Source organism: Bartonella sp. AS69XJJH (genome assembly GCF_042195585.1).
GTDB lineage: Bacteria > Pseudomonadota > Alphaproteobacteria > Rhizobiales > Rhizobiaceae > Bartonella.
In genome coordinates, this window is the sequence record NZ_JBHIOO010000004.1 from 1 (window position 1) to 26,286 (window position 26,286).

The following is a 26,286-nucleotide window of genomic DNA, read 5'->3' on the forward strand; positions in this document are numbered from 1 at the left end:
ATAAAGGCTCAGTCTTTTTGCACCATAACGCTCTAAATTTTGAATAAGATCTGTCGTAATATCTTCAAGCTTGCGAATGGACTCTGCGTCAACTTCTGTCTTTTCTTGCTTGGCTTTGCCTAAACGTTTGAAAAACTCCACTAATTTATCCGTTTGATCAACGTGTGGATTCCACAAAATAGAAAGATAAAGATCATTGCGATAAAGCTCCTGTGAAATCATCCGTTCACGATATTTATCATCTAATTGCTTGGCAAATGCCGATCTAAAAGTCCCATCCGGATAAACGGTTTCACGCTTTCTGATAATATGGCTATAAAGCGCTATCCGTTCATCCGCGATGTTTTTAAACAGATTATTGAGCTGTTCGTGAAGAACGTTCAGATCAATAATATCCGCTGTCTCAAAGTTAATCCCTTCAAGTTTAATAACGGACATGAGAGCGCGTGAATCCAGCGCAATGATGTGTTTATTGACATGGCGCACATAAGGAATGATCGCTTCTGGCTGCTTTTCACGTTTGCGCTCTGTTCTATTCATTGTAATTCCTCATAATTACGAATTAATCGTAATGGAGAAATACTTCCCCCACCCCATAGACTCGAATTTCTGGCAAAAATAGATGTCTTTTGCCATGTCAGAAGAATACGAAATTTGTTATGGTCATGCTTTAGGATTTCCTTGAATATGAAATGCAGCATCACACCAAAGGTTAGAAGAAAAATATTGCCTGCCATAATGAACAATATCATCGTTCCTATCCCATTTAATCCCATAGCTTCCACCGTCACGCCTGCGATCATTGCAGGGCGCGTGCAAGCAAGAAATAACGTATCTTCTGTTAGCTTGTCGTGCTCTTTCATGGCTTTGAAAGGCAACGTTTAATGGGAAAACATTGATACAATTTGCGATGCACCCATAACAATGCCGATGCCAACACAAACAAAAAATGCTTTACGCATTTCAACATAACCAGCAATCCAGGCAAGCCCAATACCAGCAACCGCAATGGTTGCAATTGATGTTGCAATTTTTCCTGTTAAAGCTTCAATGATTTTATCAAGAGCAGTTTCAATTTTTCCGAAGCCGCCATCTGCAAATGCTGGTTCACTCAGTGCCATGAAGGCAATAAACAGCATCAATGCTGCTGTTAACCATTTCTTTTGGGTGTTAGATAGAATAGTTTTTTGTAAGGTATGTTCACAACTGAACGAATTATTCATGTTTTTCATGAAAATTTCCCCGCTTTATGTTTAAGTTGTTTAAAAATTAATATTCAAAATATTATTCGGGAATCATATAAATGAAAAAAATAATTTTTTCTATCGATAAATTAATACTATTTAATCTTTTCTTAATTATTAAACAAAAAATATAGTAATATTCAAAATGATACTTTTAAAACAGCTTAGAGCAGCGCCTAAATATATTGTCTTAATTTGTATTATTATTTTTGGATACTTTTATTTAAGTAAAAATAATGAACAACTTACTCAAACTTCTCCTTTAAAAGGATCAGAAAAAACAATAGAAAATTCCGTTCAAAATCCAAAGTCACAATTGATAGATTATGCAAACCAACAAGACGCAAACCAACAAAATGTGGTATTGCATTCAGAACCACTCGCATCACAATTTTATGAAGAAAATGTGCCGGTTTATTCCGGTGCTATACAGGTCACAAGTGGTGTGACCTTTAAAATGATCACGCTTGTGGATGATGGGTGGAGAAAAAAGATTGTCCGTGATATCCGCTTATATGGTGTGGAAAGCTGTGAAATGAGGCAATTTGCTTCACGCAATGGCGTTAAGTGGCCATGCGGTGCTTTTGTTACTGCTTGGCTTGTTTCAAAAACAATCGATAAAAAGGTTACTTGTCGGCAAGCACGTGTCATTCAACAGGTTCATTATGCACAATGTTTTGTGGATGGGGTTGATCTGGCACGTTTGGGGCTTGCTGAAGGGTTGATGGTGTTGACAAAAGATCAGCATCACTTTCCCTCACCAGCAGACTATAAAACCCTACAATCGGCTGCTCAAAAAGCACAAAATGGCTTGTGGTCGAGCAAATTTCAACGACCAGAAGATTGGCGAAGAGATCACGGGAGCTATAATCCCATTGACCATAATTAATATTGACCATTATTGATAAAGCGTCCTCTCAAGCACTATTTAAAAATCAAGATAATATTCTACTGCGGGCTTTATCAGGGAAAAGTTAACCACAAGCCACATAGGGCTTGGTGGACAACTCTCTTCATGGAAAATTGTTGTGTTTAAAGTTTGCTGTTGGTCAGTGCAATAGGAGAGCGCGTTTCGTTTCCTATACGTCATTTCGCTTTACTGTTGTGATAAGTTGTATTGCCACAAAAAACAGTTGTTTGAAATCTTTAGCATATTGAATTTTTTTTAATATAGCTTTGACCTTGACACGCTTTTTTCGAGCTATGAGTCGTTTCAAATAGAGGGAAATATAATGGCAAAAAAATAAAAACCCAACTGCGTTAACAGAAGGGTTTCTAAAAATACCCGTACTTACTATACGGTAGATTAAATTAACAAACTAATTCCTAATTTAATTTATCGAGATGCATTCTGCAAGAGAAATTTTGTGGAAAAAGGGTATTTTTAACATTTTTTTGCCTCCAATAGAGAGGTTTTAAAAATTATGGTTAAAAAAACATCTGGAAGAAAGATAAATGCACATCATATAGAATTTAGAAAATTAGCAGAAACTGCTGAGATTGGTTCTGTAAGCCGTGGTCAATTGATTGGATTGGCTAGAAAATTAGAGAGAGCCGGTTTGATTAAAGAGACAGAAGGTAAACTTCTCTTGGCTTTATTGAATACAGCTTCGACATCTTCATTTGAAAAAGGTGGAGTTCCTATCGTTTTTAAAAGTAATTACTGTCTTGGTAGTGAAATTTGCCGTAGTGAATCACGCGTTAGTATATTGCTTTCAAGTCTTTATGATTGTGGTTTTGTTGTCATGCGGGATTCTGGTAACTTTAAACGCTATTCAGTTCGAAGCCGTAGTCATGGAATTATAACAGCTTGCGGTATTGATTTACGTATGCTTGTTGCTCGATACCATGAACTTACCCAAAAAGTTGATGAAGTCCTAGAGTTTCAGAACAAACAAAAGGATGCTTTGCATTGTTTTCAGGGCTTGGTGCGGCAAATTAAAGCTTCTTACGCAGCAATTGAATCTACACCATTTACATTATTGCTTTTTTCTAGAATGCAAAAAATCATTCATATTATTGGACGACCGGCGAAAGCTTCGGTGGAAAAATTGCGTAAAGCAATAGGTCTTTTTGAGTGGATTTTAGAAAGATTTTTAAAGCAAAAAACATCAAAAACAAGATACACGTATCTTGCTGGCAAGATACACAAAGAACATACAACCCCTAACTATAATAGTCATTGTAACAAAAACGAGTGTTCAGATAACTCTGAATAAATTCAAATCGATGATGTGACCTTTGGTCATGAAAAAATGGCTTATGAAAATATAGGGAAAGGCAAAAACGAACTATCCTTATCTTTAAAAAACAATAAATGGCTTCAAATCAAACCAGAACTTTTAATGCAAGCATTGCCTCATGTTGCTATGTTTATGAAACATGGGTTGTGCAATCTGAAAGAGATTGTAGCGGTTCTATGGAATTTTTAACCAAAATGAAGGGGATTTCTTTTCAGGCTTTTGAAGAAGCTAAAGAGACTATGAGGAAAAAATGTGCTTTCTTTTGTTATAAAAGAAAGCACATTGAGAGGGGGATTTAGAGTGACAGCTTTACATATTTTACTCTGAAAAGCGGTCTTTTTTATCTTTTTTCCACAGAAAATAAGTTGCAAGTCCGAGAATGGGAACACCCAATTTGGCAAAAGGGAGATGTTGACTGAGAGCAGCAAGGCTGGAAACGGTCGCATCTGTCATTAGTTTATGGCGTTGTTCTTCTGTCTTTTTTTGTTGGTCATAGCGTTGATAAGCCTTGAAAACCCGACTGATAATAAGACCTAATCCCGCAAGAGAAAGACAAATTAAAAACATGATACTAGCAGCGGCAAGAGGCTTCATAACGGAACATAACGCAATAAAACCGATGATACATAAAAAAAGCAAAGACATGAAGAATGAAATGCCAATAAACCCATAGCAAATTGCTTGAAGGCGTACTTGCTTGACTGTGCTTTTAAGCCCTCCACCGACAAGATTGTTTAAAAGAGGAGCGATAAACTTATGCATTGCTTAACGACGCAGTAATTGAGAAAGAATAAAACCAACCCCTGCGGCAAACAAAACGCTTTTGCCAGGATTTTTGCGAACGCATTGATTCATGGTTTGTTCAAGATCACTGATTTTTTCTTTTGCTTGAGACATCATGTCTTCACCACTTTCTTTTGCTGAGTGATATAGTTTTTCCGCTTTGTCTTTGGCGGCGTTAAATTTGTTTGCACCAAGGTCTGTCAGAGTTGAGGTAATCCCTGAAACTTCAGTGCGTAACTTTTCTAATTGTCCTTGTAGGTCTTTTTCTACGGCTGTTTTATCGTGCTGTGTTGTTTTATTATGGGCCATGATATTTTTCCCTCTTGATTCATTATATTTGTATTGGTGTGTTCATAGTGATCATTTGCATTGGAGTGAAAATTTTCACTGCTTGAGTAACGCCAAAAGTTTTTTTTGGTTCCTTTCATTTTGTCGAATTTAAAATTGTTTTTGATAAAATAAATCTCGCCTATACAATATGCTCTGTTCGTAAAGGATCACATCGGTTGAAAATTGTCTTATGCTTTTGCAGGAATTTAGCACCATTCTTCAGTTTCTCATGGCGCAGTTTTTTTATAAAAGTTTTTTTAAAGAGTGTTGAGGCTTATTTTTTAGGCTTGTGACAGATAAAAAACATGGTTATTGTGATTTTGCGGCAGAAGTAATGTCATTTTTATGCTTTTGCAGAAGAAAAAGAAAATAATATTGCTGTTCTTTGTTCTCTATGTATTTGGGGGCAACACGCGCTCTCCCATTATACTTTATACTTTTGGTCAGTTTAAGATGCTAAAAATGTAAAGTATATTTTTATTTTCGGATAGAAGGTATTTTAGTGCACTGGTTGTTAGAGAAGTGCATATCCTTTTCTCTAAGAATTTTATGATATTTTTGCTGCTTATTCCATGAAAGAAATTATTTTGTTGGATTTAAAAGAGCAGCTGAAATGAAAGAAGCTTTGCGATATAAGGGATTTATTCAACAGGAACGATGATAAATTATTCTTATAAATTAAAATATTATATGCGATATTTCTTGTAAGTTTATCATTTTGCCTAATTTATGCAATAAATTGATTGGGTAAGATAAACTTGTTGAATTGTTAGAGAAAAATTTCCTGAGTGATTTCTTTAGAATAAGAGAGAGCTTGTGGGATAAAACTATACTTGATTTATCAAGTTTTCTTTCTTAAGAGAAATGCGAAAGTGACGTTAAAAGGGTAGTGGCATTGTGGAACAGTGATGCTATGCGGGGTGACGATCCAGCTCATAAAAAAGATAAGACTAGAAGAATGTGAGATAAAAATGGAATCTGAAACAGTCCCTTTAGATAAAACAGTCCCTTTAGATAATATGTCTGCTGTAGTGACAGCGCATGATTTTTCTCCTTTTTCTATGTTTATGGCTGCTGATTGGGTGGTAAAAGCTGTTATCATTATTTTGTTACTTGCCTCTCTTATGTCTTGGACAATTGCTTTTGTAAAAATTATTGAGATCACTTTAGCAAAACGAAGAGTACGTCATGAACTTCAATTGGTTCTTAATGCTCAGACTCTTACGCGTTTGGCAGCTAGCTTGAAAGAAAGTAAAGGGGCTGGAGTGTTTTTTCTCAAAGAAGTTCTGAAAGAGGTTTATCTTTCTGCACAACAGGTTCATTTTTCTGCTCCTGAAGGGATAAACGAAAGCTCTGGTGAAAAAACCAGTGCAGGGGAAAGTGCACAAACGATTGAAGATATTCTCTTTTATGAGGAGAGCAATCAATATGAAGATGTTTCCCGCGATGTTCGCGATGCTAAGGCTCGCGATGTTCATGAAGGTTTAAAAGAAAGGGTTCATTCGCTTTTGTCACGCTGCTTGTTGGCTGCTACACGCCGTGTTGCATGTGGAAGCGCTGTTCTTGCAACCATTGGTGCAATTGCTCCTTTTGTTGGTCTTTTTGCAACTGTTTGGGGAATTATGAACTCTTTTATTGGGATTGCTCAGTCTCAGACAACGCGACTTGATGTGGTGGCGCCTGGGATTGCTGAAGCCTTATTCGCAACGGCTATGGGGCTTTTTGTAGCTATTCCTGCCGTTGTTATGTATAATAGCCTTATGCGTGCTTTGAGTGGCTATCGTAATGATTTAGGCGATATCGCTGCGGCTCTTGAAAGGCTCTTGAGCCGTGAACTTGATAGACAAAGACAACAGAAAAGTCGTAAAAAATGAACGCAAGCCTTAATAATGATTGGGATACAGATGAGAGTGGGTTGCAAAGTGAAATCAATGTGACTCCTTTTATCGATGTTGTATTGGTGTTGCTTATTGTTTTTATGGTTGCTGCACCTTTAGCAACATCTGTCATTCCCGTTCAGCTTCCTTCGATAACTCAAGCACCTTCAGTGGTTCAGTCTGATGAACCCCTTTATGTTACGTTGCAAAAAGATCGTTCTCTTTACATTGGTGATCATCTTGTAGAACAAGCAGCTTTGAGAGACGCTTTATTAAAAGAAACTACGCAAAATTTAGAGACAAAAATTTTAATCAAAGCGGATAGCGAAATTGATTATGGTACTGTCATCGATTTATTAAATCAAATACGCATGGCTGGATATAATAAAATCGGTCTTGTAGGATTGCAAAACGCTACCACTCTTTCCTCAAGAGGTGAGCTCAATAATAAAACAACAGGGGTAGCGGATGCTGCTGTCAATGGAGTGGCTGGTAGCGCGGGTGGTAACGTTGTGGGGCATGTGGATGCCGTAACAACGGGCACTGCGGTAAACGCTAATATTCCAGCTGATGCCTCTGACCAGTGATAAAAAACAGCCTTTGTTGCAGGAAGCACAGTATATTACTTAAGTCGTAGAGTGAAATTGATGAGAGTTTTCTCGTGGGTTTATTAAACCAAATACGCATGGGTTTGATATTACGCAGGGGATTGATCTATTAAATCGGTTTTGTAGGATTAAGCTCTACTAATCTTGCCTCAAGAGGTGCGATCAAGAAAAACAGCAAGGGTGATTGTTGTGTGTCTTAGGGTATCTTAAAGCCCTTTTTGCGACGGTGTTCAGAAGAGTACACACTCTCCATAAATGGTATGACAGTAAAGCCCTCGTAAAATAATAAAAAATCTATTGAACTTCACTATCTTTACGCTTAACAAAAGAGCAAGCGAGCACCATTATCGTATTTATACTTTTTCCCAATGTTGTGACAGTGCTATTCATTATAGGCATTTTTCCAGTTTTTATCTACATGCTAGCCACATTTTGAACGTGAGAGACATGCTTTTGATTGATTTAATATAAATAGATTTGCAATGAAACAATCTTACAGTATTGAGATCTCTCATTTAAGTTGCAAGACAATTAATTATTATTATACATCAATAAGATATACAGATTGTCGATATTACAAGCGGTGTGTGAGCTTTCAATGGTTAATGCCAATGTTTTTGTTATGGGAGAGGGGTATCGGGTGATAATGAAGTTTTGTATAGCGCAAGAAACGTAATTGAGAGATGATTATTTAGAGGGGTGTTTAGTGAAAGAGCTTTGAAAGCAAGTGTGCATTCCTCCTGCACTTTAAAAGCGCAAGGGGCGTTAAGTGATAGAGTGGTTAGAATAAGCGAGTGTTATATTTGAGGGTAGCGATTTTTCAGAGCTTTTTAAGTATGACCCGTTGAACCAAAACCTCCTGTTCCACGGCTCTCGTTATGGCTTTGGGTATTTTGCTCTGGTTCAATGGCGCAAACATTGACTTGGGATACGGGGGCGATGACTGTTTGGGCAATGCGCATTCCCTGTTTAAATGGAAAAGTCTTCTTGTCCTAAATTGATAAGAAGGACTTTAACTTCACTTACGGATAGTCACTATCAATCGTTCCTGGAGTGTTGAGGCATGTGATGCCCGTGTTTTAAGGCTAAGCCAGAGCGTGGATGGATGCGTGCTTCAAACCCAAGAGATAAATGAAAAAAGAGACCTGTTGGAATAAGTGCCTGCTGCCTAGGGGCAGCGGTGAGCGTTTCTTCTTTGCCAATTGTTGCTTGTAAATCCAAGACCCGCAGAACCAGCTGTCGCGTAGCAAGGAAGTTCTAAACCTTCTCCGTGTGCAAGACGCTGAACAAATAAAGTCTGGGCATGTGAAGATTGAGAAGAGACAGGAGAAGAGTAAGGATGATTATTTAGAGGGGCGTTTAGTGAAAGAGCTTTGAAAGCAAGTGTGCATTCCTCCTGCACTTTAAAAGCGCAAGGGGCGTTAAGTGATAGAGTGGTTAGAATAAGCGAGTGTTATATTTTAAGGGTAGCGATTTTTTCAGAGCTTCTTAAGTGTGCCCCGTTGAACCAAAACCTCCTGTTCCACGGCTCTCGTTATGACTTTGGGTATTTTGCTCTGGTTCAATGGCGCAAACGTTGACTTGAGATACAGGGGCGATGACTGTTTGGGCAATGCGCATTCCCCGTTGGATGGAAAAGTCTTCTTGACCCAAATTGATAAGAAGGACTTTGACTTCACCACGGTAGTCACTATCAATCGTTCCTGGAGTGTTGAGGCATGTGATGCCATGTTTTAAGGCTAAGCCAGAGCGTGGACGTATTTGTGCTTCAAACCCAAGAGATAAATGAAAAATGAGACCTGTTGGAATAAGTGCCCGCTGCCCAGGGGCAAGAACAAGCGTTTCTTCTTCTCCAATTGCTGCCCGTAGATCAAGACCCGCAGAACCTGCTGTCGCGTAGCAAGGAAGTTCTAAACCTTCTCCGTGTGCAAGACGCTGAACAAATAAAGTCCGGGCATGTGAAGATTGAGAAGAGACAGGATGATTGTTTAGAGGGCTGTTTGTTTCAGTGTGCGACATGATCAAGGCATTTCCAAAATATGAGGTCTAGAAGAAAATGACACTTTAACAAAAGATATCCATAAAACCAAGTCGATAAAGGTGTGTGGATACAGGTTGTCCCCAGAGCTTGGTTATCATCTCTTGCTGACTTAAAATATTCCACAACACCATTTAACATCATCAATGGCATTTTTCAATAATGGCATCATCAATGATGGCTTATGCCTAGGGGCATGCGCTTATTTGAGATCTAAATTATGTTTACAGATAAGATTTTTAGATACTACCGATAAGAATACCCGTGGCAAAAACCAGAGCACCACCAATGATGACCTGTAAAGAAGCGCGCCAAAAGGGAGTTGACATGAATTTGTTTTGGATCCAGACGATGGCGCCTAGTTCGAAAAAAACAATAATAAAAGCAATAATTGTTGCTACATAAAAAGAGTTGATCAAATAGGGAAGAGTATGGCCTAATCCTCCTAATGTTGTCATAATGCCGCTGGCAAGACCTCTTTTTAACGGCGAACCACGCCCTGATAATTTGCCGTCATCGTGGGCTGCTTCTGTGAAACCCATTGAAAGTCCGGCACCAATTGAAGCTGAGAGCCCTATCAAAAAAGTTTGGTGCGTGTCTCCCGTGGCAAAAGCTGCTGCAAAAATGGGGGCAAGGGTAGAGACAGAGCCATCCATTAACCCTGCAAGACCCGGTTGAATCCAAGTCAAAAGTGTTTGTCTTTGTGTTTTCGAAGGTTTTTTTATGGAGTGGTTTGCCGCTGTTGTTTTTTGGGATGAATGGCTGCTCTTGCTTTTCACAAGAGAAGTTTTGTCACATAATGAACCGATAGTGTTTGCACGATTATGGCAAGAAAGACACAAAAGTTGCTTATAATTTTTAAGCTCTTGAAGCCCCATGGCGGTAAAAACCGCGGCTTCCTTAGAGGAATAAGGTTCTAGAGCTTTTGCATATTTTAAATAGAGCGCCGCATGTTGCTCTTTTAATTTGAGCGCTTTAAGCATCACGTTTTGTGCTGAACGAAAGGACAGAGCTTTACGTTGTACAAATGAAAAAAACAATTTCAACATTTTCTGTTCCTTTGCACTTTAGAATAATTCTAAAACATAAGAAAAATAAATCAAAAGTCAATCTAAAAGTTAAAAACTGACAAATTGCAAAAAGGTTGCACTGAGAAAAAAGGTGCTGGGAAGTCAAGAAAGCAAAGGAGATTTAACAAGAAGAATGGTTACATGAAAGAAATAATTGCGTGAAAAAATTTAAGAGACAATATGCTTTATTTTGCTAAAGGGACGTTCCAATGAAGTATTTCAATGTATTGATGCTCGAGAATGTAGGGAAAGGAATAAGCTAGCACCATCATTCATTTTATGCGTTCAAAAGACTAATAACAGCTCTTGGAATTTGAAATGATTCTTTAAAGGAGACCTTTTTCAAGGGACAAAAGCCCATTTCGCGAGGGGGCCCCCGTGAAGAGTATAGAAGGGTAGAGCGACAAAATTTCCATGAAATAATACAAACTCCATTGAGTCTTCTTAATCTTTACGCTTCATAAGAGAGCAAGCCGGCATCATCATACACCTTAGCTCTCAGTGTTGTGACAGTCTTTAGCACGGTTCATTATAGGCATGGCATTTTATTGTACAGTTTTACGCCACTTGATCCCACTTGTGGAGGTGTAAGACAGTATTCTTATGATATTTACGCGCATTTAGCGTTGTTACAGCTTTTGCATTTAGGTAGATTTGTTAGCGTGTAACGAATTATCTTTTGTGCTGTAATTGCAGGGGCAGGTTTAAGGGTGGGAGTGCATAAATGAGAAGAGATATCATCATATCAAATTGTTTGAGATTACGCATAAAAATTTACCCTTTATGAAGGGGTATTTATTGCCTTGTAACTTGCCTGATATCTTGCATGAAAGCCCAAAATTCAGTAGGATTCTCTCACTTCAAAACTTCTTATATTGAAACAATTCAAATCATTTTCTTGTGGATCACAAGGAGGGGTGTGGGTGCTGTGTTTTTATTTAAAGTATGGGATGAGTTGAAATGTGAGAGGTGCGTAATCTCTACGCGTTAACAAACGTTTTTAATGTTTTTAAAAAAGAATTAAGTTGTGCAGAAAAAAGAGGAACTCTATGGAAAATAGTGATGGTTTGAAATTATGGCAACTTTCTGAAAAACTCACAATACTGCAGGCAGCGCTTTTAGTAGTTGGATTAAATCCAGGAAAATATTTGTTTGTCAACAAATTAGAACCAGAAAAAGGTGATATTTACGAAAGTAACCGTCGCGTATCATCAGAGAAAACTGCTCATTTCCGTGCAGCCTATCATGCTATCGTTCAAGCAGGAAAAAGCAATCGATTAAAGATAGAATGGTCGTACTATAATTTTTTGGATTTTATAGATGCAGATTCCTCATATGTTCTCGTTGAAGATTTAAAAGAATGGCTTTTATTGCGTGGCCTGCGCCCTTCCTTTTTTTTCCCTGAGGATGATGCTGCTGAGACTAAGGATCAAAAATATGCGTTTCAAGATCCAACGCATCCACGGTACGCTCCAAAGCTTGCGGCTATTGTTGCGGCATGGGAAGCGGTGAGTGAGGCTGAGGGTGGTAAAACTGTTAAAGGAACGCTTATAAAGTGGCTTAGTGAAAATGCCGTTCAGTACAAGTTGGTGGATGATCATAATTTACCAAGAGAGAAGCTCATTGAAGAATTAGCGGCTGTTGCGAATTGGGAACCTACCGGAGGGGCGCCTAAGACACCTGCCAATTAATTTTATCAAACGATAAAATTATAAAAAGATCACTAAAATTATGCTGCTTTTTTTGATAATTTTGAAGATAATCTCTTTTTCTGGGGGAGATTTTTACTTTTCTTCCCTAGATTATAAGTAATTGTTTTTCAATAAAAATAATTTTTGTCGTGTTTCAATGGCTGTTCAGACGGGGGAAAATAGACGTTGTTGGGCAGTAAAATTTACCCTGTAGTTTTCGTAACTTACCTCTCTATTTTTGTTTGATTTTTTTGGGCATTTTTAAAATCCGTTATCAATTTAAGGAGTGCAACATGATTAAAGTTAATCTTTTTTTTACTATGCGTAAAAGTGTGAAAATTTTTCGGGGAAATGTGCGGATATTTGGCAATGTGTTGCGGATGAGGTGGTACATAAATCGTTTAGAATAGGCGTATTATCGTGTTGGTTAAAGTTTGAATGATTGCTGTTATTCAAATAGTCGAAGTTGAGCGTTGTTACAGCTTTTGCATTTAGGTGGATTTTTTAGCATGTAACGAATTATCTTTTGTGCTGTAATTGCAGGGGCAGGTTTAAGGGTAGGAGTGCATAAATGAGAGAGATATTATCATATCAAACAGTGTTCAATTTATCGCATTGCATTGTTATGAATATAGCTGATCAAATTTTATTTATCATGTAGAGTGGGAAAAATTAACAGTATTAATTGAATATAAAAAAACATAAACTGTAATCTGAATTACAGTTTATGTTATTAAGTATTAAATAAACTCACTGTTTAAATAGCATTTAAGCGAAATGTTGTTTAAATGAACATCCACGCACTGTCCACAAAAGCATGGAATGCTTTCTCACTCGGTGTACGAGAGGGGGTCGGCTTTTTAGAAAACAAATATGAAAAATACGCAATAAGACCCCAAACTGCTGGTGCAAGTCCCATAAAAATTCCTACCTTTATAATACCTTTTTTAACACCTTGTTCAGTGCTTTGTGTTGAAATATAATCCATAATCATATCAATAGCTTTAACAGCTTTATTTTCTTTTGACACTGTAGAAGCAAAACTAGAACCTTGAGAATGACTATTCAAATAATAAGCATTAGCTTCCAAAACCTGTGAAAAGAAAAAGGCTATTGTAACAATATATAACGCGATTTTTTGAAATATTTTCATTATAATGATCCCAATTTAAAAGATTTAATCAAAAAAGTTTTTTCATTATACTCTCTAAACAAAACAAAAAAGCATCGTGGTACCCCGTGATGCGCAATTTCATTATGTGTCTAATGTATTGTTAATACAAAGTGTCTAATTACACGTTTCGTATTATAGTTAGATAATTTCCATAGGTGATTGATTCTGTCAACTTTTCAATTTTGGTTTTTAACTTAAATTATAAGCTGTAATTTTTTTGTTAATTATCGAAGATAATCTCTTTTTCTGGGGGAGATTTTTACTTTTCTCCATAGATTATAAGTAGTTGTTTTTCAATGAAAATAATTTTTATAGTGTTCCAATGACTGTTCAGATGGGGGAAAATAGACATTTTGGGGAAGTAAAATTTACCCTGTAGTTTTCGTAACTTACCTCTCTTTTTTTACGGTGCGTGGAAGTGCAAAAAATTCTCAAGTAAGTGCACCGATAAATACACCGATATTGGAGCAGCCTGTTGCTGATGAGGTGGTGCGTAAATCGTTTAGAGTAGGTGTATTATCGTGTTGGTTAAAATTTGAACTTATTGTTGTTATGGAAAAGGTCAAAACTGGACGCCATAGGCTCTCTCCATAAAGAAATCTTGTCATTTATGAGCGAGTGAAGATTTCTCTTGAAAAATTTGCACAATAGTAAAACTAGTTAGCAAACCCCGTTCTGTGGCGCAACAAAAAGGATGTCATAAATATGCTCTAATCATGCCCCGTGCGTGGCGAAAGTCTATGGCGTAGTTGCTGTAGATTTTTGCTCCGTGTGTGATGATCAATACTCTTGTTTATCTCTTGTCAAAGCAAGTGCCAATGAAAGTGATGGATATCTATTACTCCATTGTGATGTTTGGTTGTTCATGTTTAGAAACGACAAGTGTATTGAATGCGATAGGGCTGATAGAGGGGAGAACGCATCCTGTAAAAATAGGTGTGTTTTAAAATAAAACTGATAAACGGAATTATTTTTTTATCTACCTTTTATATGGTAAGAAAAAAGGCATTCAAAGTGCAAGCATAAGAAATTCAGCAGTAAATCCCAAAATAACATAGATCGTTTTTCGGAGAAGAGGAAGAAAAGTCTATCTGCAAAAGCTATGTTAAGTCGTGTGACTGGTGAAATAATGTGGTTAGGGTAATAAACAATTGTTATTGGTGAAGAGATAGAAATCGGTTGGGTGTTGATTTCTGGTTTATTAGAGAATTTTCCTTGTTATCTCGTAAAATACGATTGTTTGAGCTGTGGTCATATAAAGCGAAGCTTTTTTTAATCTTGTAAAGATATTCCCATTGCGGTAAATCATATAAAGTTTAAGAAACGGCAGCACGATTTTTTGTGCAATGAAATGATAAGTATGTACAACATCTCGGTAATCTCCATGGGAAACTTTACCGGATCAACAGTACGGATATTGTCTTCTGCTTACCCAAAATCGCAGATATTTCAAAACTCCAACGGTGGAGAATGAATGTTGACTCCAACGGTGGAGAATGAATGTTGGATATGTTCTAGGGAAGGTTGCAAAAAATGGCTAAAAAGTTCTCAAAAAAGATACCGAAAATGACGAAAGGAGCGGTTGCCCACTCCTTCGTTCCTATCTCCCCTTTCGGGGAAGCGGCCACCATTACTGATGCCGTGTATGATGGTATATATACGCTTATTTTTCTCAAAAGTCAATGGTGTAAATGCGGTAAATGTTTGAGCATCAGAGCTACAACTTTATGAAAATCTTCGCTGGATAATCTTGGAACGGTACGTGAGCAACTTAAACGACTTACAGAAACTGTTGTGACATAATTGCAGATAATCCATGCTTTTTTATTCTCTATGGGAGATTGTATTGGATACGCAGCGGGATTATTGGGTTGTGATTTCGTTGAAAAAGGTAAAACTGTCACATTTCCATATAATTTTGCATTCTTAGAAAGCACTAAAACAGGCCGCTTTTTCCAAAATTCAGGGAGTATCGAATCATGAGGAAAATCGCACCAAAAAACTTGCCTGATGCGTGGTGCCGATTTGATTCGTGGTTTTATATGAGGTGGTTTTTGGTAAGGAGCATTTAAATCTCTTTCTTTTATATGCTCGCGCCATGCATTATGATCATGTTCCATCATAACACATGGTTCTTCAAGTTTGGTTATATCTAAGGAAATAGGTGATAGGGTAGAAGGCGCAGTGTTCTTATCTTCAGCCATAGCAGACCATTTATATTTATCGGTCCCCTCACTTATTATTTTACGGCTTTTCTATCACGAGTTTTTATCAAAATGTTGTTCATAAGTACAGAGAGGTGAAACTATAAAATGGATATATCTGCTTATTTTTGTCTTTTGAGTACAACGTGAGAGGAGGGATGTTGGTGATAGGTGAGTTGTTGGTGACTAGTTGGTGTTGGTGGGTTGGTTTGTCCGGTGGGTGGTTTTGGGGTGGTGATTGGAGGGGCGTTGGTTAGGGGGAAGCGATTGGAGAGAACGAGTGGACGCGGTTTCGTTTCTATTTTATGGTTAGAGTTTTTTATTGCTTGAAAGGAGCCCTTTTGAGGCAACATAAAAACTGATAAGCATATAAAATAGGCTTGAGATAACATTCCAACCGGCAAATGAAAGAAAAAGAAAGCGTGCGGATGCTTCAGAACAAGAAGGGGGATGAATGTTGTTTAATTGGTTAAGAAGCTGGTTAATGTCTGAGGTTTTTCTGACTGCGCTTAAACCACAACTGAGGGGAGCAGCCCAAAAGCCATATTCAACACCCGCATGATAAACAGCTAAAACAAGGCTGATGCACATTAAGATAAAAACACATAAAAATAAAAGTTGTATCCAAGCAGTCATGCGAAAAAAACATGCTCCAAAACCTGCTAAAAGCAAAAAGGGTATAGCACCATAATAGGGAAAGCGCTCTATGAGACATAAATCGCAAGGAAGATACCCTCCAAAATGTTCAAAACCAAGAGCAAGACCTATTGTAGCGGACAAGCAAAAAGCAAGAAAAAAAGCCCATAAACTTTGCTCTTTTCTGCTGGGTTCAAGATAAAGGTGCTTGTGTAAAAGTGGGTGAGAAGACAAAACGCATGCCATTAAGTCTGTTCCTTATAAAAGCTTTTTGTTTAAAAAAGCTATGAAAATCCCATAAATTAAAAGGAGGCTAACACAACCAATGAGAATAATCCATTTGAAATGCTGTACTAGAAAATTCATTGCTTTTTGTCCAAAATGTTTAATCAGCCACGCGAGAAGATAAAAACGAGCGCCTCTAGAAAAAATACAAATAAGAATGAAAAGTTCAAGACGCACACTCATTACACCGGCCAAAATTGTGACAATCTTGATGGGGGGAAGATGAAAAAAACCTGATGTTATCAGTAAAATGATTAGAAATTGCAGGGTTGCACTATTTTTCAGAGATTCAAAACTTTCAACCTTGCCATAAAGTTCTAAAATTGGTTTGGCAAGGGTATCATAGGCAAAATGTCCGATAAACCAACCAGTAATGCCTCCTAATACAGAACAGATCGTCGCAATCAAAGCATAGCGATAAACCCTTTTTTGATGGATAAGCAGCATCGGAATATATAAAACATCTATGGGAATTGGAAAAACAGAACTTTCAATAAAGGCAATGAAACCAAGCCAATGTGGTGCTGTACGCCGATTTGCTAAAGAAATCGTCCAAAGCTTTAATTTGTTTAATATCATGAGGCTTTTTATAAATTTAAGAGGTAAAGACTTTACAAATGAGATGGCTATAAATCCGGTAGAGAAATCCAATAAAGAAAATATTCCATAAAATAGATAAGAAAATGATATGAATTCTTAAAAAATGAGAAGTCTTCTGTTGACGAATCTGTGCTTCTTCATATAGTGCAAAAGAATACTCGACAAGTCTATCTTTTATAGCCTTGTCTTTTATAGTACTGTGCGGGTGTGGTGGAACTGGTAGACGCGCCAGACTCAAAATCTGGTTCCGAGAGGAGTGTCGGTTCGAGTCCGACCACCCGCACCACTTCATAAATGTTTTCCTTTATCTTTTTATTGTGTCTCACGTTGTTTTATAAAATATGGGGGATTTATAAACAGTGTTCAATGTTTTGCATATTGAATGGTTTTGCATGTTAAATGAAAAACCTCGAATACCGTAGGATTCTCTCATTTTAAGTCTGCTTATTTTAAGCCTGTTTATAGTAAATTAACCAAAATCATGTCGCTTGTACATTACAAGCTAGATACGCTATTGTGGCATGAAATTTTACAGAAAATGAATAAAAATGCCACTTAATGAACCGTTTCAAGGGCATCATTGGGGGTAAAGTGTATGATGGTTGGTGCTAGCTTGCACTTTTATCTTGCACTTTTATGAAGCGTAAAGATGGTGCTTTATAGATTTTTATATTCTTGTGGGTGCTGTCGCAAAATGGGCTTTGACATCTTACTTGTAATCTATTTATATCTTTGTAATCATATGCATTATGGATAGATTTGTTGGGATAGGTAAGGCCGCTCAAGTTTTGGGTTTTGGGTGTTTCGATTAGCACTTTGCGCCGTTGGGAAGGTGAAGGAAAAATTATTTCTGAGTATACGGCAGGAGGACACCGCCGTTATGACCTATCTAGGCTTAGATCTGATCTTTTTCATTCGAGAGAACTGTCACAAAGAAAAACCATTGCTTATGTGCGTGTATCAAGCCATGATCAAAAAGACAATTTAGAGCGACAAAAACAGGTTCTCGAGCTTTATTGCGCAAGCCAAGGTTGGGCTTATGAACTCATCTCTGATTTAGGGGCGGGGATGAATTATCGTAAAAAAGGTCTTAAACGTTTATTGGATGCTCTCATTAAAAATGAAATAGGTTGTTTGGTGATTACGCATAAAGATCGTTTATTGCGCTTTGGTGCGGAATTGGTCTTCGCCATTTGTGAAGCCAAACAAGTTGAGGTTGTCATTCTCAATCAGGCGGAAGAAAGCAGTTTTGAAGAGGATTTAGCCAAAGATGTTTTAGAAATTATTATTGTCTTCAGTGCTCGTCTTTATGGAAATCGTTCGGGGAAAAATCAAAGGTTATGAGAGAATGTTCGTCAAGCTGTAGAGGCATCGCAATGATTGTTGCTCACAAAATAGCTCTAGACTTAAACAATAAACAACGAAGCTACATGGGCGTGAGCCAGTGGTTGCGCGCGTTTTGCTTATAATTTTGCACTGAAGGAATGGCAGCAGAAATATGAAGCATGGAAGAAAGATAATAATTTACCAAAGCCTAATGACTATGCGCTCCGTAGACAATTCAATTCTCTAAAACGAGAACAATTTCCATAGATCATGGAAGTCACTAAAAATGCTCCACAAATGGCAATTATTCAATTGGGTATGGTTTTTAAGAATTTCTTTTCAGGAAGAAGCCGATATCCCACTTTTAGAAAGAAAGGAGTGCACGATCGTTTTACTTTGACCAATGATCAAATACAGTTGCAAGGTTCCAAGATAAGAATTCTCAAACTTGGTTGGGTTCGTCTGCGAGAACAATTGCGATTTCAAGGAAAGATCTTGTCAGTAACCATTAGCCGTAAAGCGGATAGGTGGTTTGTAAGTCTTAGCGTTGAAACCAATAATCAAGAGTCATGAAGCGAGAACCAAGCTATTGTTGGTCTTGATTTGGGCATCAATGCACTTGCAACGCTTTCGATAGGAGAAACCATAGGAGGCGTTAAACCTTATAAGGCTTTTCTCAATCGTTTACGGCGCTTATCACGAAGGCTAAGCCGTAAGCAAAAAGGCTCGAGCAATCGTTATAAGGAGAAACAAAAACTCGCTAAGCTTCATGCACGGATAAGCAATATTAGAACAGATCATTTGCATAAGGTTACAACAGATTTAATTCAGCGTTTTGGTACATTTTGTCTCGAAGATCTTTATGTAAAAGGTTTTCTGAAAAATCGGCATTTATCGCGTGCCCTTGCAGATCAAAGTTTTTTCGAATTTTGCCGTCAATTGGAATATAAGGCGGCACGCTATGGTCGACAGATTGTTATTGCAGATCGTTGGTATGCGAGCAGTAAGATTTGTCATCATTGCGGATGTAAGATTGAACAATTACCTCTTAACATACGTGAGTGGAGATGTTCTCATTGCGGTATACACCATGATCGAGACATTAATGCCGCGAATTAATTTAAAAAACTTGGCGGTGAGTTCCACCGTGTCAGCCTGTGGAGAGGAAGGCTCTGGCCAATGTCCTGTGACTTTGGTGAAAACCGCCTCGAAGAAGCAGAAAATCAACAGTATATTTAATCAGAAATGATTATATTTACATACGTTTGATAGAACGGATTGAATAAAATATCGAAGAGTGGATTCGTTATCTTATGAAGTAAAGCGCGAGAAGTGACTAGGGTCGTTACTGTTTAGAAAAAACTGAACTGTTTATGGATTAATGGAGGCAGATATTTTTGCTCTTGAGAGGGGGAATAAAAATTAACATATGAAATAATCTGCTATTTTGTGCTGTTGTTGCGTTATTCTTTTTATGTCGTAAAACGTCATTATTTGAAGTGTGATCATATAGGGCATACTTTTTTGAAACGTTACAGTATTTTTCAGTGTGGGTTGGATATTCTTTAAGTGTGTTTGTCTTGTTTTAGGTTTAAAAGCATTCCATGAGGAAGCGCCCAGAGGAGACTGTCCCAAGAGTCTGTCCCAAGAGTCTCCCAGAGTTTTTGTGTTTTTACAAACGGATATGGTGTTTAAAAATGGGTGTTTAAAAATGGTTTTTGGAAGCTTTATCCTTCGAGAGTGGAGAGGACAAGTCAGCTTCAGCCTATAAAATTGCAATTGATGCACAATATCCATATTTCTTTTAAAGAAATATCTCTTACATAACGGAGCTCATTTATTTTACGATGGTGCCCAGTGGTGTGGTGGTAAAGCTTTTATATTCCAAATGCATTACATGAAAGGGTGAGAGGATAGGCGCTTGCTTTAAAAGAGAGAGAGGCAGGATTGTTTTGTGACTATTTAGTTTAGTACTGGTTTTTAGAATCTGCGTCTTTTTAAGGGTAAAGGGGCATTAAAAAACCCCGTTTTTAACAGGGTTTTTTAATCGTTTAATTTTTCTACAAAACTTAGAATTTATAAGCGATACCAAAGCGAACATCATGCGTTTGAGAAGAAATTTTAAGGTTATCGTTTGCAAATTTCTTTTTAAAAAAATCTGAATAACGATATTCTGTACGCATGATGATATTATCTGTCATTGCAAGATCAAAACCACCACCAATAGTGTAACCAAACATTGTTTTTGTCTCATCTAACACGTTGCCAGAAGCAAAAATTGTCGGACCTTCTTGCGATTTTAATAAAAGTGACATGATATATTGCATTTGTGTATAGGCTACACCCCCTGCAATATAAGGCATAAGACGATGGGAAGCAAAACCAATACGCGCGCGCGCAGCACCAGACCATGTTTCTTTCAATGTTACACTGCTGATAACAATGTCACCATAGTTGGGTATCGTTTCATCCTGAGCTACAGGTTTTTTGATAGGAATCCCAGCTTCTTTAAAGGCAATGTTAATAGAGTCTAATTCATATAGAATTTTCTTTCCATTGTCTGTTTGGGTGCTTTTTTTCCCAGACCAGACTATGTCCGTATCAAAACCGAAAACAAGGTCATCTCCCAGATCAATATTAGAACCTGCATAAAAACCTGCTCTCAATCCTGACGGTTTCGGTGATAAATCTCTATCAACCCAAGCCCATTTTCCATCCCTGGCGTCTTGTGCGTAATTTAGAGTATTTTTACTGGAAAAATATCCAATTTGTCCCCCAAAATAAAAACCAGACCAAGAAAAAGGCGCAGAAACAGTAACCGGTGAGATATGTGATGATGAATCATTTTGCAATGAAACTTTCGGTTTTGATTGCTCAAAGATTACCGTATCTGCTGCTTGCGCTGTTGAAGTGGTAATGAAAGTGAAAATAGATAGTGCAATTAAACATTTTGTTTTCATAAAAAACGTCCCCAATTTATTTCGGATACAAAGTGTATTATATATAAATTGGTTAAAGAAATCTATATTTAATATCATTATGAAAATTAAAATACTCAAAAAATCTATAATTACCCATATTAAAGCGTTTTCAAAACCTGGTTTCGTGTTATTATTCCGCATAGGTATTAATTTTTAAGGTTTTTTTGTAAACTCTTTCAATGTTCCCTGCGTGTTCTTTATAGTTTTGGAAAAAAGTATGGTAAATAAGCCTTTGATTTATTTAAGAAACTATTATTTTATAGATTAAAATCACCCTTTGTTATTTAGTATTAAAGATATTATCCGTTATGACAGATATTGTTGTGCTTAATATTCAATTAGTGGTAAAATGCATATTGGCACCATCATATTTTTTATCATATTCTTTGCTTGTTTCTGATATTGTGTAGCTTTGTATTGCGATAGCCTTTTGAGTACTTGAGAGGATGAGCGACTTTATTTCTTTTGTATCTATATGCCACTTTTTCGTATGACAATCCAAGCTAATAGTTTTGTTTGGCGAATAGTTTTGATTGATTGAATAAAATACGAAGAATAAGAAGGAACAAAGTGTGAGAATCTAATGTTTCATGGGCTTTCTCATATACCATGTAAAACGATAAACTCTCCTTTCCGTTCGCTTAAAGTCGGAACGTGGATAAGAGCCTAAAAAATGAATGTCGTTGGCAATTTTTAAGAGATTAACTTTAAAGAGATTAGTGCGTACACTCAGGTTTTTGTGGAAATGGGTGAGGGCGCCATGATAGGCAAATGCCTCAAATTTCTTGCGAGCTGTCAAGGATATCTCTGTCAGAGAGCTGATTGTTTCAGCAAAGGCCAAAACCTTTCGGTGCATTGAGTTTTTTTCCAGCAGCTGTTCCTCTATTGAGCACCCCTGTATTCACGCTTCATAAAAGAGCAAGTCGGTACCATTATTTTTGCTAGCTCGTGGGGTGTTGAGACAGCTCTCTCCACAATGTTGTGACAGTTCATGGCACTTGAGGCGATTTCATTAGATGCGTTTTTAGTCCTTATCTTCTACACCTTCTACAATTTCTATCCACACATTCATTCCGCTTATAATGTGCAAGTCAGTGATTTTGATTGATGCAACATGGGACAGATTTAAAAGGAGGAAATCTTACGGTATTCAGAATTCTCATTCAATATGGATAACGCTAGATGATCATTATAAATCAATACATCATCTCATTGAGACAAGAGCTACCTACAGAATGTATCAATAATGATAACATTGTAAAGCGTAACTACTATGAATTCATTAATCTTTATACTTCGATTGAAATTATGTCTATTAATACTGATTTTTTTGAGCTCATTCTGTTTGGTTGATAGCTAATTGATTTTCAAAATCAAGACGTGAAGCTAGAATGAAAACACCTTAAGATCATATCCATTTAAATCACTTTCTGCCAGTATAGCCATTGGGTGTTGAGCCATGACTATCCACTCCTTTCCAAAGCCCCATTCCTTTCCAAAGCCCCATTCCTTTCCAAAGCCGTTGTGTCTTTTAAGTACAACGTAAGAAACAAAACCATCCATAGCATAAATGCGGACCAGAGCCTAAAATGAACGCTGTGGGTAATTGTTATCGGTCATCATCGGGGTGTTTGCACCCCGATTCTTTTGACAGACAGATTGGTTTTAAGATATTTGCATCTTTTTTAGTGGGTTGTTTATTGGTTTTATTGGGGAGCAATCATCTTTTTGGGATCAACTAATCGGTCATAATCCTCTACAAAAACGCCTGCTTTTAATGCTTCGGTGCGCAAAGTTGTATCATTTTTATGCGCTGCTTTGGCAATTTCAGCAGCTTTTTCATAGCCAATTTCCGGTGCAAGAGCTGTGACTAACATGAGTGAGCGCTCCATGAGCGAGTGAATATGAACGCGATTGGCCCGTAATCCTTGAATGCAATGCATATCAAAGGAACGCATGCAATCACCAAGAAGGGTAATTGATTGTAAAACGTTATAGCCAATAACAGGTTTATAAACGTTGAGTTCAAAATGTCCTTGGCTTGCGGCAAAGGTTACGCTGGTATGATTGCCAAAGACTTGGCATGCGACCATGGTTAAGGCTTCACATTGTGTGGGGTTGACTTTGCCGGGCATAATAGAAGATCCGGGTTCATTTTCGGGAAGACTGAGTTCCCCTAAACCGGAACGTGGACCAGAGCCTAAAAACCGAATGTCATTGGCAATTTTAAACAGATCAGCAGCAAGAGCATTCAAGCTCCCGTGGAAATGCGCAAGGGCGCCATGATGGGCGAGTGCTTCAAATTTATTGCTGGCAGTTTGGAACGTTATGCCTGTGAGAGCGCTTACTGTTTGCGCAAAAGCAATGTCAAAACCTTTGGGTGCATTCAGCCCTGTGCCAACAGCCGTGCCACCTTGAGCAAGCATGTGGACATCGGTTAGAGCATTTTCAATGCGCTGAAGATTGGCTTCTAATGCGGCACGATAGCCTGAAAATTCTTGCCCTAAGGTTAAAGGCGTTGCATCTTGGGTATGGGTGCGGCCGATTTTAATGATGTCTGCAAATTCTTGCTCTTTTTGTTTTAATGTAGCAATAAGAGCTTCAAGGATTGGTAGTAAGTGTTGGCGTGTTTGCAACGTGGTGGCAATGTGAAGCGCTGTGGGAAAGGAATCGTTCGATGATTGACTCATATTGACATGGTCATTGGGATGAACTGGTTTTTTGCTTCCAAGTTTCCCTCCTAAAATCTTACTCGCACGATTAGCAATGACTTCATTGACATTCATATTGCTTTGTGTGCCAGAACCTGTTTGCCAAACGGAGAGTGGAAAATGCGTATCAAAATCGCCGGCAAGCACTTCATCGGCGGCGGCAATAATTGCTTTTCCAATGTTTTCTGGTAGTTTTCCTTTGTCCATATTTACAACAGCTGCAGCTTTTTTGACAAGAACTAAGGCATAGATGATGGCAAGAGGCTGCTTTTCACTGCCAATATTAAAATTATGCAGAGAACGTTCAGTTTGTGCGCCCCAATAACGATCTTGACGTACCGAAATTGTTCCAAAGCTATCCGTTTCCTGACGTGTTTCAACCATGATAAGATCCTTTTTTGTTCACGGGTTCTTAAAAAAGATAGATAACGCGAAAGTGCAATAAGAGGCAAGACTTTGAAGCTTCATTTAGAGAAATTATTTTTAGGCTATTCTTGACATTGAGAGATGCCGATTTTATATCTAACTCATACTAGCACTCTCAAGCTATGAGTGCTAGCAAGAACTTTTAAGATTAATGCAATTATGTTCAGTTTTAAGGATTTAAAACATGGCTAATATACAATTCCGCCCACTTCACGACCGTGTCGTTGTCCGTCGGGTTGAATCTGAAAATAAAACGGCTGGTGGGATTATCATCCCTGATACAGCAAAAGAAAAACCCCAAGAAGGCGAAGTAATTGCTGTTGGCAATGGCGCTCTCGATGATAACGGCAAGCGTGTGCCTTTAGAGGTTAAAACAGGAGACCGTATCCTCTTTGGAAAATGGTCTGGGACTGAAGTCAAGATTAATGGGGAAGACCTCCTCATCATGAAAGAATCTGACATTATGGGAATTATGGGCTAATTGAAGCACTTAATTTTTCATTGTGTACTATTTTGAGAAAACTCCAAGGAGAAATTAAATGGCTGCTAAAGAAGTCAAATTTGGCCGTGAAGCGCGTGAGCGTTTGTTGCGCGGTGTCGACATCCTTGCTAATGCTGTTAAGGTGACACTCGGCCCTAAAGGTCGTAATGTGGTGATTGATAAATCATTCGGTGCGCCTCGCATCACAAAAGATGGTGTATCCGTTGCAAAGGAAATTGAACTTGAAGATAAGTTCGAAAATATGGGTGCACAAATGTTGCGCGAGGTTGCTTCTAAAACCAATGATATCGCTGGTGATGGAACAACAACAGCAACTGTTTTAGGACAAGCTATTGTGCAAGAAGGTGTTAAAGCTGTTGCTGCGGGCATGAACCCAATGGATCTTAAACGCGGGATTGATGCTGCTGTTGAAGAAGTTGTGGCAAACCTCTTCAAAAAAGCAAAAAAAATCCAAACTTCAGCAGAAATTGCACAGGTGGGAACCATTTCCGCTAATGGCGCTGCTGAAATCGGTAAAATGATCGCTGATGCTATGGAAAAAGTGGGCAATGAAGGCGTCATTACCGTGGAAGAAGCTAAAACCGCTGAAACGGAATTAGAAGTCGTTGAAGGAATGCAATTTGACCGTGGGTATCTTTCCCCTTATTTTGTCACAAATGCTGAGAAAATGGTCGCTGATCTTGATGATCCTTACATTCTCATTCATGAAAAGAAATTGTCTAATTTGCAATCTCTTCTTCCTGTTCTTGAAGCTGTTGTTCAGTCTGGAAAACCACTTCTCATTATTGCTGAAGATGTGGAAGGTGAAGCTTTGGCAACGCTCGTGGTCAACAAGTTGCGTGGTGGTTTAAAAATTGCTGCTGTAAAAGCACCTGGATTTGGTGATCGTCGTAAAGCAATGTTAGAGGATATCGCAATCTTGACATCTGGACAGGTTATTTCTGAAGATGTGGGCATTAAACTTGAAAATGTCACTTTGGATATGCTTGGACGTGCAAAGAAAGTCAATATTTCTAAAGAAAACACCACCATTATTGATGGTGCTGGACAAAAGAGCGAAATTACTGCTCGCGTCAATCAAATCAAGGCTCAGATCGAAGAAACAACTTCTGACTATGACCGTGAAAAATTGCAAGAAAGACTTGCTAAACTCGCTGGTGGTGTTGCTGTTATCCGTGTGGGTGGTGCAACAGAAGTTGAAGTGAAAGAAAAGAAAGACCGTGTTGATGATGCTTTGAATGCAACACGTGCTGCTGTTGAAGAAGGTATTGTTGCTGGTGGTGGTACCGCATTGTTGCGTGCAGCAAATGCGTTGACCGTTAAGGGAAGTAATCCTGACCAAGAAGCTGGTATTAGTATCGTTCGTCGTGCTCTACAAGCACCTGCGCGTCAGATTGCAAGCAATGCTGGTGAAGAAGCCGCGATTATTGTGGGCAAAGTGCTGGAAAACAATGCTGACACTTATGGTTACAATACCGCCACGGGTGAATTTGGTGATTTGATTGCTTTCAAGAATTGTTGATCCTGTGAAAGTTTTTGCGTTCTGCTCTTCAGAAT

Annotated in this window: 25 protein-coding genes, 1 tRNA gene and 4 pseudogenes; 13 read left to right on the plus strand and 17 right to left on the minus strand. The window is 38.1% G+C overall.

Annotated features, from left to right (window positions below; all coding sequences use genetic code 11):
• The 3 genes and pseudogenes from ACFIK6_RS02720 to ACFIK6_RS02730 all read right to left on the minus strand — a co-directional run.
• Window positions 1-540 (minus strand): annotated as a pseudogene (locus ACFIK6_RS02720) (transporter); the annotation flags it as partial.
• Window positions 537-863, minus strand: coding sequence for a type IV secretion system protein VirB3 (locus tag ACFIK6_RS02725; RefSeq protein WP_273790924.1), 327 nt, complete (start codon window positions 861-863; stop codon window positions 537-539). The gene ACFIK6_RS02725 and the pseudogene ACFIK6_RS02720, both read right to left, overlap by 4 nt.
• An 18-nt stretch (window positions 864-881) precedes the next feature.
• Window positions 882-1,232, minus strand: coding sequence for a TrbC/VirB2 family protein (locus tag ACFIK6_RS02730; protein ID WP_273790923.1), 351 nt, complete (start codon window positions 1,230-1,232; stop codon window positions 882-884).
• Between the two features lie 157 nt (window positions 1,233-1,389).
• Here ACFIK6_RS02730 and ACFIK6_RS02735 point away from each other — a divergent pair, with 157 nt between their 5' ends.
• The 3 genes from ACFIK6_RS02735 (at window position 1,390) to ACFIK6_RS02745 (ending at window position 3,676) form a co-directional block, all read left to right on the plus strand.
• Entirely contained in the window at window positions 1,390-2,133 is a 744-nt protein-coding gene (locus ACFIK6_RS02735; RefSeq protein ID WP_375677335.1) for a nuclease, read from the plus strand.
• A gap of 535 nt (window positions 2,134-2,668) precedes the next feature.
• Window positions 2,669-3,463: a helix-turn-helix domain-containing protein gene (locus tag ACFIK6_RS02740; RefSeq protein ID WP_375641681.1), complete on the plus strand. Its 795-nt coding sequence runs from the start codon at window positions 2,669-2,671 to the stop codon at window positions 3,461-3,463.
• Between the two features lie 36 nt (window positions 3,464-3,499).
• On the plus strand, window positions 3,500-3,676 hold the full coding sequence (locus tag ACFIK6_RS02745; protein WP_375641682.1) for a hypothetical protein: 177 nt from the start codon (window positions 3,500-3,502) through the stop codon (window positions 3,674-3,676).
• A 129-nt stretch (window positions 3,677-3,805) separates the two neighbouring features.
• Here ACFIK6_RS02745 and ACFIK6_RS02750 read toward each other — a convergent pair whose 3' ends face one another.
• Both ACFIK6_RS02750 and ACFIK6_RS02755 read right to left on the minus strand, forming a co-directional pair.
• The gene (locus tag ACFIK6_RS02750) at window positions 3,806-4,249 is read right to left on the minus strand and encodes a hypothetical protein (RefSeq protein ID WP_273790921.1); all 444 of its coding nucleotides are present in this window, start codon (window positions 4,247-4,249) and stop codon (window positions 3,806-3,808) included.
• Window positions 4,250-4,252: 3 nt separating this feature from the next.
• On the minus strand, window positions 4,253-4,579 hold the full coding sequence (locus tag ACFIK6_RS02755) for a YqjD family protein (RefSeq protein WP_375641684.1): 327 nt from the start codon (window positions 4,577-4,579) through the stop codon (window positions 4,253-4,255).
• Between the two features lie 992 nt (window positions 4,580-5,571).
• Here ACFIK6_RS02755 and ACFIK6_RS02760 point away from each other — a divergent pair.
• Window positions 5,572-6,474 carry a MotA/TolQ/ExbB proton channel family protein gene (locus tag ACFIK6_RS02760; RefSeq protein WP_375641685.1) on the plus strand — a complete coding sequence of 301 codons (903 nt, stop codon included), beginning with the start codon at window positions 5,572-5,574 and terminating at the stop codon, window positions 6,472-6,474.
• Window positions 6,471-7,064: a biopolymer transporter ExbD gene (locus ACFIK6_RS02765; protein ID WP_375641686.1), complete on the plus strand. Its 594-nt coding sequence runs from the start codon at window positions 6,471-6,473 to the stop codon at window positions 7,062-7,064. Before ACFIK6_RS02760 ends, ACFIK6_RS02765 begins: the two co-directional genes overlap by 4 nt.
• Before the next feature lie 851 nt (window positions 7,065-7,915).
• Here the strand turns inward: ACFIK6_RS02765 and dut (ACFIK6_RS02770) are convergent.
• The 3 genes and pseudogenes from dut (ACFIK6_RS02770) to ACFIK6_RS02780 form a co-directional block, all read right to left on the minus strand.
• A pseudogene (gene dut / locus ACFIK6_RS02770) lies at window positions 7,916-8,487 on the minus strand (dUTP diphosphatase).
• Between the two features lie 86 nt (window positions 8,488-8,573).
• Window positions 8,574-9,104, minus strand: a complete 531-nt coding sequence (gene dut, locus ACFIK6_RS02775) for a dUTP diphosphatase (protein ID WP_273790917.1) — start codon at window positions 9,102-9,104, stop codon at window positions 8,574-8,576.
• 258 nt (window positions 9,105-9,362) lie between these two features.
• Window positions 9,363-10,172, minus strand: coding sequence for a VIT1/CCC1 transporter family protein (locus ACFIK6_RS02780; RefSeq protein WP_375641687.1), 810 nt, complete (start codon window positions 10,170-10,172; stop codon window positions 9,363-9,365).
• A 1,070-nt stretch (window positions 10,173-11,242) separates the two neighbouring features.
• Here ACFIK6_RS02780 and ACFIK6_RS02785 point away from each other — a divergent pair.
• Window positions 11,243-11,884 carry a hypothetical protein gene (locus ACFIK6_RS02785; protein ID WP_375677336.1) on the plus strand — a complete coding sequence of 214 codons (642 nt, stop codon included), beginning with the start codon at window positions 11,243-11,245 and terminating at the stop codon, window positions 11,882-11,884.
• Window positions 11,885-12,668: 784 nt separating this feature from the next.
• Here the strand turns inward: ACFIK6_RS02785 and ACFIK6_RS02790 are convergent.
• From ACFIK6_RS02790 to ACFIK6_RS02810, 5 genes are all read right to left on the minus strand, one after another.
• Complete coding sequence (locus ACFIK6_RS02790; RefSeq protein ID WP_375641689.1) at window positions 12,669-13,037, minus strand: hypothetical protein; 369 nt, start codon at window positions 13,035-13,037, stop codon at window positions 12,669-12,671.
• A 452-nt stretch (window positions 13,038-13,489) separates the two neighbouring features.
• The gene (locus ACFIK6_RS02795; RefSeq protein WP_375641690.1) at window positions 13,490-13,624 is read right to left on the minus strand and encodes a hypothetical protein; all 135 of its coding nucleotides are present in this window, start codon (window positions 13,622-13,624) and stop codon (window positions 13,490-13,492) included.
• Window positions 13,625-14,737: 1,113 nt separating this feature from the next.
• On the minus strand, window positions 14,738-15,262 hold the full coding sequence (locus ACFIK6_RS02800; RefSeq protein WP_375641691.1) for a type II toxin-antitoxin system PemK/MazF family toxin: 525 nt from the start codon (window positions 15,260-15,262) through the stop codon (window positions 14,738-14,740).
• A gap of 309 nt (window positions 15,263-15,571) precedes the next feature.
• The gene (locus ACFIK6_RS02805) at window positions 15,572-16,144 is read right to left on the minus strand and encodes a disulfide bond formation protein B (protein WP_375677337.1); all 573 of its coding nucleotides are present in this window, start codon (window positions 16,142-16,144) and stop codon (window positions 15,572-15,574) included.
• 12 nt (window positions 16,145-16,156) lie between these two features.
• A complete protein-coding gene (locus ACFIK6_RS02810; protein ID WP_375677338.1) occupies window positions 16,157-16,762 on the minus strand; it encodes a YqaA family protein in 606 nt (201 codons plus the stop codon).
• A gap of 222 nt (window positions 16,763-16,984) precedes the next feature.
• Here ACFIK6_RS02810 and ACFIK6_RS02815 point away from each other — a divergent pair.
• The 5 genes from ACFIK6_RS02815 (at window position 16,985) to ACFIK6_RS02835 (ending at window position 19,228) form a co-directional block, all read left to right on the plus strand.
• Window positions 16,985-17,069 (plus strand) — tRNA-Leu (locus ACFIK6_RS02815).
• A 509-nt stretch (window positions 17,070-17,578) separates the two neighbouring features.
• A complete protein-coding gene (locus ACFIK6_RS02820; protein ID WP_375677339.1) occupies window positions 17,579-18,127 on the plus strand; it encodes an IS607 family transposase in 549 nt (182 codons plus the stop codon).
• Between the two features lie 132 nt (window positions 18,128-18,259).
• Window positions 18,260-18,376: a hypothetical protein gene (locus tag ACFIK6_RS02825; RefSeq protein WP_375677376.1), complete on the plus strand. Its 117-nt coding sequence runs from the start codon at window positions 18,260-18,262 to the stop codon at window positions 18,374-18,376.
• A gap of 3 nt (window positions 18,377-18,379) precedes the next feature.
• Window positions 18,380-18,682: a hypothetical protein gene (locus tag ACFIK6_RS02830; protein WP_375677340.1), complete on the plus strand. Its 303-nt coding sequence runs from the start codon at window positions 18,380-18,382 to the stop codon at window positions 18,680-18,682.
• Window positions 18,683-18,712: 30 nt separating this feature from the next.
• Window positions 18,713-19,228, plus strand: a complete 516-nt coding sequence (locus ACFIK6_RS02835; protein WP_375641696.1) for an RNA-guided endonuclease InsQ/TnpB family protein — start codon at window positions 18,713-18,715, stop codon at window positions 19,226-19,228.
• A gap of 950 nt (window positions 19,229-20,178) precedes the next feature.
• Here the strand turns inward: ACFIK6_RS02835 and ACFIK6_RS02840 are convergent.
• The 4 genes and pseudogenes from ACFIK6_RS02840 to fumC all read right to left on the minus strand — a co-directional run bounded on the left by ACFIK6_RS02840 (window position 20,179) and on the right by fumC (window position 24,185).
• Window positions 20,179-21,069, minus strand: coding sequence for an outer membrane protein (locus tag ACFIK6_RS02840; RefSeq protein WP_375677341.1), 891 nt, complete (start codon window positions 21,067-21,069; stop codon window positions 20,179-20,181).
• 670 nt (window positions 21,070-21,739) lie between these two features.
• Window positions 21,740-21,971: pseudogene (locus tag ACFIK6_RS02845) on the minus strand (lyase family protein); the annotation flags it as partial.
• Window positions 21,972-22,476: 505 nt separating this feature from the next.
• Entirely contained in the window at window positions 22,477-22,653 is a 177-nt protein-coding gene (locus ACFIK6_RS02850) for a hypothetical protein (protein ID WP_375641698.1), read from the minus strand.
• Between the two features lie 143 nt (window positions 22,654-22,796).
• The gene (gene fumC / locus ACFIK6_RS02855) at window positions 22,797-24,185 is read right to left on the minus strand and encodes a class II fumarate hydratase (protein WP_273790909.1); all 1,389 of its coding nucleotides are present in this window, start codon (window positions 24,183-24,185) and stop codon (window positions 22,797-22,799) included.
• A 226-nt stretch (window positions 24,186-24,411) separates the two neighbouring features.
• Between fumC and groES the strand changes: the two genes are divergently transcribed.
• Window positions 24,412-24,708, plus strand: a complete 297-nt coding sequence (groES, locus tag ACFIK6_RS02860; protein WP_005774667.1) for a co-chaperone GroES — start codon at window positions 24,412-24,414, stop codon at window positions 24,706-24,708.
• A 58-nt stretch (window positions 24,709-24,766) separates the two neighbouring features.
• Window positions 24,767-26,286 (plus strand): annotated as a pseudogene (groL, locus tag ACFIK6_RS02865) (chaperonin GroEL); the annotation flags it as partial.

What these genes read in the sequence shown, in the direction of transcription:
- ACFIK6_RS02755 (WP_375641684.1), bottom strand. Translation starts at nt 4,579, where the DNA reads ATGGCCCATAATAAAACAACACAGCACGATAAAACAGCCGTAGAAAAA.
- ACFIK6_RS02805 (WP_375677337.1), bottom strand. Translation starts at nt 16,144, where the DNA reads ATGGCATGCGTTTTGTCTTCTCACCCACTTTTACACAAGCACCTTTAT.
- ACFIK6_RS02745 (WP_375641682.1), top strand. Translation starts at nt 3,500, where the DNA reads ATGGCTTATGAAAATATAGGGAAAGGCAAAAACGAACTATCCTTATCT.
- ACFIK6_RS02725 (WP_273790924.1), bottom strand. Translation starts at nt 863, where the DNA reads ATGAAAGAGCACGACAAGCTAACAGAAGATACGTTATTTCTTGCTTGC.
- ACFIK6_RS02785 (WP_375677336.1), top strand. Translation starts at nt 11,243, where the DNA reads ATGGAAAATAGTGATGGTTTGAAATTATGGCAACTTTCTGAAAAACTC.
- ACFIK6_RS02840 (WP_375677341.1), bottom strand. Translation starts at nt 21,069, where the DNA reads ATGAAAACAAAATGTTTAATTGCACTATCTATTTTCACTTTCATTACC.
- ACFIK6_RS02760 (WP_375641685.1), top strand. Translation starts at nt 5,572, where the DNA reads ATGGAATCTGAAACAGTCCCTTTAGATAAAACAGTCCCTTTAGATAAT.
- fumC (WP_273790909.1), bottom strand. Translation starts at nt 24,185, where the DNA reads ATGGTTGAAACACGTCAGGAAACGGATAGCTTTGGAACAATTTCGGTA.
- ACFIK6_RS02740 (WP_375641681.1), top strand. Translation starts at nt 2,669, where the DNA reads ATGGTTAAAAAAACATCTGGAAGAAAGATAAATGCACATCATATAGAA.
- ACFIK6_RS02800 (WP_375641691.1), bottom strand. Translation starts at nt 15,262, where the DNA reads ATGGCTGAAGATAAGAACACTGCGCCTTCTACCCTATCACCTATTTCC.
- groES (WP_005774667.1), top strand. Translation starts at nt 24,412, where the DNA reads ATGGCTAATATACAATTCCGCCCACTTCACGACCGTGTCGTTGTCCGT.
- ACFIK6_RS02810 (WP_375677338.1), bottom strand. Translation starts at nt 16,762, where the DNA reads ATGATATTAAACAAATTAAAGCTTTGGACGATTTCTTTAGCAAATCGG.
- ACFIK6_RS02765 (WP_375641686.1), top strand. Translation starts at nt 6,471, where the DNA reads ATGAACGCAAGCCTTAATAATGATTGGGATACAGATGAGAGTGGGTTG.
- ACFIK6_RS02830 (WP_375677340.1), top strand. Translation starts at nt 18,380, where the DNA reads ATGGAAGTCACTAAAAATGCTCCACAAATGGCAATTATTCAATTGGGT.
- ACFIK6_RS02730 (WP_273790923.1), bottom strand. Translation starts at nt 1,232, where the DNA reads ATGAAAAACATGAATAATTCGTTCAGTTGTGAACATACCTTACAAAAA.
- ACFIK6_RS02790 (WP_375641689.1), bottom strand. Translation starts at nt 13,037, where the DNA reads ATGAAAATATTTCAAAAAATCGCGTTATATATTGTTACAATAGCCTTT.
- ACFIK6_RS02750 (WP_273790921.1), bottom strand. Translation starts at nt 4,249, where the DNA reads ATGCATAAGTTTATCGCTCCTCTTTTAAACAATCTTGTCGGTGGAGGG.
- dut (WP_273790917.1), bottom strand. Translation starts at nt 9,104, where the DNA reads ATGTCGCACACTGAAACAAACAGCCCTCTAAACAATCATCCTGTCTCT.
- ACFIK6_RS02780 (WP_375641687.1), bottom strand. Translation starts at nt 10,172, where the DNA reads ATGTTGAAATTGTTTTTTTCATTTGTACAACGTAAAGCTCTGTCCTTT.
- ACFIK6_RS02735 (WP_375677335.1), top strand. Translation starts at nt 1,390, where the DNA reads ATGATACTTTTAAAACAGCTTAGAGCAGCGCCTAAATATATTGTCTTA.
- ACFIK6_RS02850 (WP_375641698.1), bottom strand. Translation starts at nt 22,653, where the DNA reads ATGGATGGTTTTGTTTCTTACGTTGTACTTAAAAGACACAACGGCTTT.